Below are 5940 nucleotides of genomic sequence, written 5' to 3' on the forward strand. Positions count from 1 at the left end.
TAATACATCTCAGATTTCTCAGTTAGCTGGTATGAGAGGTCTTATGGCAGATCCTTCAGGTAGAATACTTGATTTGCCTATTAGATCATCATTCCGTGAAGGTTTAAATGTTTTAGAATACTTTATTTCTTCTCACGGAGCTCGTAAAGGTTTAGCAGATACAGCTTTAAGAACTGCTGATTCTGGTTATTTAACTAGAAGACTTGTTGATGTATCACAGGATGTGATTGTTAGAGAAGATGATTGTGGAACAGATGATGGAATATATGTTGAGGCAATCGGTAAAAAAGGACCTAATGCGGTTGAACCACTTTCTGAAAGATGTATTGGACGTCACGCAGCAGAAGAAATAGTTGATCCTGAAACAGATGAAGTTATAGTTGAAAAAGATCAATTAATTGATAAAAATATAATGAAAGAAATAGAAGATGCAGGTATTGAAAAAGTAAAAATAAGATCTGTATTAACCTGCAAAACTGAAAATGGAGTTTGTCGCAAATGTTATGGTCGTAATCTAGCTACTGGGGAAGAAGTTGATATTGGAGAAGCAATTGGTATAATTGCTGCTCAATCAATCGGTGAACCTGGTACACAACTTACAATGCGTACTTTCCACACTGGTGGTGTTGCTGGTGATGATATTACTCAGGGTCTACCAAGAGTTGAAGAGCTTTTTGAAGGTAGAACTCCAAAAGGTCAGGCAATTATGACTGAAAGAAGTGGAAAAGTTAAGATTGTTAAAAAGAAAAATTCTACACGTGTTGTAATAGAAAATGAAGATGGAAAAAAGAAAAGTTATCAGATACCTTATGGATCAAAATTACTTGTTGAAGAAGGCGATATTGTTGAATCTGGTGATAAACTAACTGAGGGTCCACTTGATCCTAATGTTCTTCTGAAAGTAAAAGGAGCTCATGCTGTAGAAAATTATCTATTAAAAGAAGTTCAAAATGTTTATCGTTCTCAGGGTGTTGAAATTAATGATAAACATATTGAGGTTATAATTAGACAGATGATGAGAAAAGTAAAAGTTATGAATGCAGGAGATACTGATCTTCTTCCTGGAAGTCTTGTAAATCGCTTTGAATTCAGACAGAAAAATAATGAAGCTCTTGAAAATGGAAAAGAAACAGCAGAAATACAACCAGAATTACTGGGTATAACTAAAGCTTCACTTGCAACAGACAGTTTCCTTTCTGCAGCTTCTTTCCAGGAAACTACTAGAGTTCTAACTGAAGCTTCACTGGAAGGAAAGAATGATCCATTAATGGGATTAAAAGAAAATGTTATTATTGGACAATTAATTCCAGCTGGAACAGGAATGAAATATTATCGTGATATTGATGTTTTGGATGAAGATGGTGATCCAGTAGCTGGTCTTGAGGAAGAATTAGGAGATAGACACTAAAAAATGAATTTTAGTGTTGACAGGGTAAGATAAAGGTGTTAAAATATTTAAGTGTGCCCAAGAGATAGTATAATTTACTGGAGGGAAACAATATATGGTTGATTTACGTCATAAAAGAAAAGTTGTTGGGAGCAAAGAAACCCTTCAGGCTATAAAAAAAGGAAAAGCAGACTGTGTTTTTATAGCAAAAGATAGTGATACAAAGTTGAAAAATGAAATATTAAATGAAGCTAAAAACTCTAATATTAATATAAAAGAAATAGATAGCAAAATGCAATTAGGCAGAGTATGCGGCATTGAAGTTGCCGCTGCTTCTGCTGCTTTATTGAAATAACTGGAAGGGGGTGGAGTAATGCCAACAATTAACCAACTGATTCGTAAAGGTCGTAACAAAGTAAAAAAGAAAACTTCTGCGCCAGCACTTGAAGGTGCACCACAAAAAAGAGGAGTTTGTACTAGAGTTTATACTGCTACACCAAAAAAGCCTAACTCAGCTTTGAGAAAAGTTGCAAGAGTTAGATTGACTAATGGAAAAGAGGTAACTTGTTATATACCTGGAATTGGACATAATTTACAGGAACACTCAGTAGTTCTCGTAAGAGGTGGAAGAGTAAAGGATTTACCAGGTGTTCGTTATCATATTGTAAGAGGTACTCTTGACACTGCAGGTGTCGAGGATCGTAAACAGGCACGCTCTAAATATGGAGTCAAAAAGCCAAGATAAAGGGGGGAAATAGATGCGTAAACATAGAGCAGAAAAAAGAGAAATTGAACCAGATCCAGTTTATAATGATATTGTAATAAATCGTATTATTAATAAATTTATGTTAGATGGTAAAAAAAGTTTAGCAGAAAGTGTAGTTTATGAAGCTTTAGAATGGTTAGCTGAAGAAACAGATGAAGAAGCATTGTCTGCTGTAAGAGAAGCGCTAGATAATGTTAAACCTGCTTTAGAAGTTAGATCACGTCGAGTGGGTGGTTCTAACTATCAGGTACCAGTTGAAGTTGATGAAGATAGAAAATTAAGTTTAGCTCTTCGCTGGCTTGTTGAGGCTACTCGTGCTCGCAATGAAAGAAGAATGACAGAAAGATTGGCAAATGAACTACTGGATGCTTATAATAATTCTGGTGGTGCTGTAAGAAAGAAAGAAGAAGTACATCGTATGGCAGAAGCTAACAGGGCATTTGCTCATTACAGATGGTAATTATGTATAAAGTAAAGGGGGGACAATAATGGCCCGACAATTTCCGTTAAAAAAGACTCGTAATATAGGAATAATGGCACATATTGATGCAGGAAAAACAACAACAACTGAAAGAATGCTGTACTATACCGGAAGAGTTCACAAAATGGGTGAAACCCATGATGGAGCAGCTGTTATGGACTGGATGGACCAGGAACAGGAAAGAGGTATAACTATTACCTCAGCTGCAACCACTTGTGAATGGGACAATCATCGTATAAATATTATAGACACGCCGGGACACGTGGACTTCACTGTAGAAGTTGAAAGGTCTCTCCGCGTTCTTGATGGAGCTATTGCTCTATTTTGTTCAGTTGGAGGGGTTGAACCACAATCAGAAACAGTTTGGAGACAGGCTGATAAATATGAAGTTCCAAGAATTGCATTTGTGAATAAAATGGATCGTATGGGAGCAGATTTTTTTAGAGTTATAGATATGATGAAAGATAGATTAGGTGCTAATGCTATACCCATTCAACTTCCAATAGGAAGTGAAGATAAATTTGATGGTGTTATTGATCTTATTGAAATGGATGCAATTGTTTATGAAGATGAATTAGGTGTAAACTTTGAAAGAGAAGAAATTCCTGAAGAATATCAGGAACAGGCTAATGAGTATCGCCAAATATTATTAGAAGCACTTTCTGAAACTGATGATGAATTTATGATGACTTATCTGGAAGATGATGAATTAGATCCAGATTATATTAGGAAAGTATTACGTAAAGCAACTCTTGATGTTGATGTAATACCAGTTTTATGTGGATCTGCTTTTAAAAATAAAGGTGTTCAGATGCTATTAGATGCAATTTTAGATTACTTACCTTCTCCAGTAGATGTACCTCCGGTAGAAGGATTTAATCCAGATACTGATGAGGAAGAGGTAAGAAAAGCTAATGATGATGAACCATTTTCTGCTTTAGCTTTTAAAATAATGTCTGATCCTTATGTTGGTAAATTAGCTTTCTTTAGAGCTTATTCTGGAGTGTTGGAAGCAGGTTCATATGTTTATAATTCAACAAGTGATGAAAGAGAAAGAATAGGTCGTATTTTGCAGATGCATGCTAATCACCGGGAAGAAAGAGATATGGTTTATGCTGGTGACCTTGCTGCTGCAGTAGGACTCAAAAGTACTAGTACTGGAGATACTCTTTGTGATGCTGATCATCCAATAGTACTTGAATCAATGGAATTCCCTGAACCGGTTATTTCTGTTGCAATTGAACCAAAAAGTCAGGCAGACCAGGATAAACTTGGAGAAGCTTTACAGCGCTTAGCTGAAGAAGACCCAACTTTCCAGGTTAGAACTGATGATGAAACTGGACAGACTATCATAAAAGGTATGGGTGAACTTCACTTAGAAGTTATTGTTGATAGATTATTAAGAGAATTTAAAGTTGATGCGAATATTGGTCAACCTAAAGTATCTTATAGAGAAACAATTACAAAGAAAGTTGAAGGTATTGAAGGCAAATTCATCCGTCAAAGTGGTGGACGTGGACAATATGGACACGTTGTTATGGATGTAGAACCACTTGAAGAAGAGGGAGGATTTGAATTTGAGAATAATATTGTAGGTGGAGCAATTCCTAAAGAATATATTCCTGCTGTTGAAGATGGGATTGTGGAAGCTATGGAAAATGGCTTTTTAGCAGGATATCCTATGGTAGATGTAAAAGTAAGTCTTAACGATGGTAGTTATCATGATGTTGACTCTTCTGAAATGGCATTTAAAATTGCAGGTTCTATGGGCTTTAAAAATGCTGTAGAAAAAGCTAAACCTGCTATACTAGAGCCAATCATGAAGCTTGAAATTGTCGTTCCTGAAGAATATATGGGCGATGTAATAGGAGATCTTAATGGTAGAAGAGGTCGTGTAGAAGGTATGGAATCCAGATCATCAGCTCAAGTTATTAGAGGTTATGCACCATTAGCTGAAATGTTTGGATATGCAACTGACCTTCGTTCAAAAACTCAGGGAAGAGCAACATATACTATGCAATTTTCACATTATGAAAAAGCTCCAAAAAATATTACTAAAGAAATTGTTGGAGAATAAAAAAGTCATGATAAAATAACAAGGAGGATGACAAAAATGGCAAAAGAAAAGTTTGAAAGAACTAAACCACATGTTAACATAGGAACAATAGGACACGTTGATCATGGTAAAACAACATTAACAGCAGCAATCACAAAAGTATTGGCAAATAGTTCAGGTGGAGAAGTAATGGATTTTGATCAGATTGATAATGCACCAGAAGAAAAAGAAAGAGGAATAACAATAGCTTCTTCTCATGTAGAGTATGAAACACCAAATAGACACTATGCTCACGTTGATGCACCAGGGCATGCTGACTATGTAAAGAATATGATTACAGGTGCAGCTCAGATGGATGGAGCTATTCTTGTAGTATCAGCAGCAGATGGCCCAATGCCTCAGACAAGAGAGCATATTCTACTGGCACGTCAGGTAGGAGTTCCACATATAGTAGTATTTCTAAACAAAGCAGATATGGTAGAAGATGAAGAATTAATAGAATTAGTAGAGATGGAAGTAAGAGAACTACTTAGTGAATATGATTTTCCAGGAGATGAGATTCCAATAATAGTTGGATCAGCTCTTAAAGCATTGGAAAATGAAGATCCTGAAGGAGAATGGGGATCAAAGATTATGGAACTCATGGAAGCAGTAGATGAATATATTCCTGAACCTGAGAGAGATAGTGAAAAAGAATTTTTGATGCCTATAGAGGATGTATTTAGTATAACTGGTAGAGGAACAGTTGCTACTGGACGTATTGAAAGAGGAACACTTCACCCACAGGATGAAGTAGAGATTGTTGGTGTAAAAGAAACAATGGATACTGTAGTAACAGGGATAGAGATGTTCAGGAAGTTACTTGATGAGGCAGTAGCTGGAGATAATATAGGAGCTCTTTTAAGAGGAGTAAAAAGAGATGAAATTGAAAGAGGTCAGGTATTAGCAGAGCCAGGAAGTATAACACCACATACAAAGTTTAAAGCAGAGGTATATGTATTGTCTAAAGATGAAGGTGGAAGACACAATCCATTTTTTGATGGATACAAACCACAGTTTTATTTTAGAACAACAGATGTAACAGGACAGATAGGATTACCAGAAGGAGTAGAAATGGTAATGCCTGGAGATAATGTAGAGATGGAAGTAGAATTAATTACACCAATAGCAATGGAAGAAGGACTTCGTTTTGCTATTCGTGAAGGTGGCCATACAGTTGGTGCTGGTGCTGTAACTGAGATTATTGAGTA

6 protein-coding genes are annotated in these 5940 nt (G+C 36.1%); all 6 read left to right on the top strand.

Annotated elements, in window-relative coordinates:
* On the top strand, positions 1-1408 hold a 1408-nt coding region (locus VJ881_09350; protein HKL76258.1), incomplete at its 5' end, for a DNA-directed RNA polymerase subunit beta'.
* A 94-nt stretch (positions 1409-1502) separates the two neighbouring features.
* A complete protein-coding gene (locus tag VJ881_09355; protein ID HKL76259.1) occupies positions 1503-1742 on the top strand; it encodes a ribosomal L7Ae/L30e/S12e/Gadd45 family protein in 240 nt (79 codons plus the stop codon).
* An 18-nt stretch (positions 1743-1760) separates the two neighbouring features.
* Entirely contained in the window at positions 1761-2132 is a 372-nt protein-coding gene (gene rpsL, locus VJ881_09360; GenBank protein ID HKL76260.1) for a 30S ribosomal protein S12, read from the top strand.
* 13 nt (positions 2133-2145) lie between these two features.
* A complete protein-coding gene (gene rpsG, locus VJ881_09365; GenBank protein ID HKL76261.1) occupies positions 2146-2613 on the top strand; it encodes a 30S ribosomal protein S7 in 468 nt (155 codons plus the stop codon).
* Between the two features lie 28 nt (positions 2614-2641).
* The gene (gene fusA / locus VJ881_09370; GenBank protein ID HKL76262.1) at positions 2642-4711 is read left to right on the top strand and encodes an elongation factor G; all 2070 of its coding nucleotides are present in this window, start codon (positions 2642-2644) and stop codon (positions 4709-4711) included.
* A 36-nt stretch (positions 4712-4747) separates the two neighbouring features.
* The coding region (gene tuf, locus VJ881_09375) for an elongation factor Tu (protein HKL76263.1) at positions 4748-5940 on the top strand (1193 nt) is incomplete at its 3' end.

It is taken from the genome of Halanaerobiales bacterium (assembly GCA_035270125.1).
Classification (GTDB): Bacteria; Bacillota; Halanaerobiia; order Halanaerobiales; family DATFIM01; genus DATFIM01.